The sequence below is a fragment of the Microcystis sp. LE18-22.4A genome, from assembly GCF_027531105.1.
Taxonomy (GTDB): Bacteria; Cyanobacteriota; Cyanobacteriia; order Cyanobacteriales; family Microcystaceae; genus Microcystis; species Microcystis aeruginosa.
The window spans coordinates 1-2,560 of the sequence record NZ_JAPZRB010000229.1; the positions used below are offsets into that span (position 1 = coordinate 1).

Genomic DNA, 2,560 nt, shown 5'->3' on the forward strand with positions numbered 1-2,560 from the left:
TAGGGCATACCGGAACCTTTGGGCTCGATCCAATAAACGCTTGGGGAGAGAATACCTCTACTTTTTCAGAAGCAATTCTGTCTAAGCAAGTAATCTCTGTGAACCAAGAATCCCCGTCTCTTTAGAGCGGGGAGTGTCAACGAAGGGATGAAACCTGAACAACATAGAACAGCAAAGCACAACGATCAGATAGCTCCGCTTGATCGGATAGTTTCAACCTAAGGAACTTTACTCCACTGTGACACTTTTGGCTAAATTGCGCGGCTGATCCACGTCTAAACCGCGACGGGCTGCGATATGATAGGAGAGCAATTGTAGGGGAATTACTGTTAGAATTGGCGATAATAATTCTTCAATTTCCGGCACATACAACAAATCATTAAAGACTTTTGGCGCTTCCGTATCGCTGTCGGCAACTACTCCCAATAATCGCGCATCCCTTGCCTTTGCTTCCTGTGCATTGGAGAGAACCTTATCATAAACTATCCCCGGCATAGCAATCGCTACTACGGGAACTTTTGCATCTAAAAGCGCGATTGGTCCGTGTTTCATTTCTCCGGCTGGATAGCCTTCCGCATGAATATAACTGATTTCTTTGAGTTTTAAGGCCCCTTCTAAGGCAATGGGGAAATTAATCCCCCGTCCCAAGAAAATAAAGTCTTGGGTGTCATTAAATTCATGGGCTAATTCTTCGATCGCTTTTTCCTGTGTTTCTAAGACAGTTTCGATCGACCTTGGCAGCGATCGCATTCCATTAATAATTTCCTCGATTCTCTCTAAAGACAAAGTTTGACGACGATAGGATAAATCCAAAGCTAAGAGATAAAAACCCAATAATTGTGCCGTAAAACTCTTAGTTGCCGCCACCCCGATCTCGATTCCTGCTTGGGTATTAATAATCTGATCGACCATTTGTGCTAGGGTACTTTCGGGGCGATTAGTAATACCGATAATCCGGGCCTGATATTTTTTTTCTAATCCTAAACGACGCTGTTTTTCCGTTTCCAAAGCCGCTAAAGTGTCGGCTGTTTCCCCCGATTGCGTCACCCCGATAGTTAAAGTATTGGGCATCAGGGGCGTGGGTGCATAGCGAAATTCCGAGGCGTACTGTACCCTGGTGGGAATACCTGCCAACTGCTCGATCAAGTATTTACCGACTAAACTAGAGTGCCAACTGGTTCCACAGGCTAAAATCTGAATATGTTCTAAATTATCGTAAATTTCTTCAGAAAAATTAATATTTATCGGGTTGACATTATCCTCATTCTGTGCTGTCCAATGGGGATGCAGATAGGTCCCTAAACAGTCGCGCACCACTCCGGGTTGTTCGTAGATTTCCTTGAGCATGAAGTGACGATAACCCTGTTTTTCTACGGTCGTCGGACTCCAATCGAGGACTCTGGGGCTTTTACGGACTCTTTTGCCCTCAAAATTATAAATTTCTACTCCCAAGGGTGTTAACCGAGCGATTTCGCCATTATCCAGGGACAGCACTGCCCGGGTATGGGGAACCAAAGCACTGACATCGGAGGCACAGAAAAACTCCCCCTGACCAAAACCGATGATTAAAGGGGCGTGTTGCCGCACGACAATCAATTCATCGGGATAATCGGGACTAATCACCCCTAGGGCAAAAGCACCCTCTAAACGTTCAATTGCCCTTAAAACTGCCTTGAGGAAAGGACTCACCCCCAAGTACTCTTCATCGGTAGGTTTAGGTAGATAACTGGCGATTAGATGGGGAATAACTTCTGTGTCGGTTTCTGAGTCAAATATGCAGCCTTTTTCCTTTAATTCTGTTCTTAATACCTGAAAATTTTCGACAATGCCATTCTGTACCACTGCCACCCGTTGACTATTATCGGTGTGGGGATGGGCATTACTTTCTACGGGTTTGCCGTGGGTTGCCCAACGGGTGTGACCGATGCCAATTTGGGAGGGATTAACTTCCTGTTCTAATTTTTCCCGCAGATTGTAGAGTTTTCCCTGGGCGCGGACTCGATGTAATTCACCTTCGAGAATTGTGGCAATTCCTGCCGAATCATAACCCCGATATTCTAAACGTTCCAAACCAGCTAGGAGAATATCGATCGCTGTTTGGGTTCCGATATAGCCAACAATTCCGCACATTCTTTCCCTGACCCCATTTAGGCTAAGTCCGATCTATTCTATCGCAAGCGTGACACTTGTTTGCTTAGAGGCTAAAGACGCACTGACAAGGGCAAAGTTTCCTCTAATGGGACTCATACTGACTAATCCTACGTTAATTGTCAACGCCTGCCTCTGATCTGTAAGTAGATTGAAGGCCTAACGGCGAGCGTCACCGGCGGCAGTAGCTTTGGGTAATTATCAAAGTCTAGTATAAGGTCGGGTGCAGTGATACGTTAGGCTTAAGCGATTAAAGGTAGCAAAAAAAAGAGGCTCTTCGGGAATTGTTATGCAAATAATTAACTTAAAATAAAATTCGATGAGAGCGCCTACGCTCAAAAGTAGCTGAAATCCATACAGGGAAGGACTTAAGGCACAAACAGGTTAATACCAAAAGATAGACAATTGAGTT

1 protein-coding gene is annotated in these 2,560 nt (G+C 45.0%); it reads right to left on the reverse strand.

The genetic code is table 11. From position 1 onward, the window contains the following. Positions 1–228 precede the first annotated feature (228 nt). Positions 229–2,130, reverse strand: a complete 1,902-nt coding sequence (glmS, locus tag O9295_RS10265) for a glutamine--fructose-6-phosphate transaminase (isomerizing) (RefSeq protein WP_287730154.1) — start codon at positions 2,128–2,130, stop codon at positions 229–231. Positions 2,131–2,560: the final 430 nt, after the last annotated feature.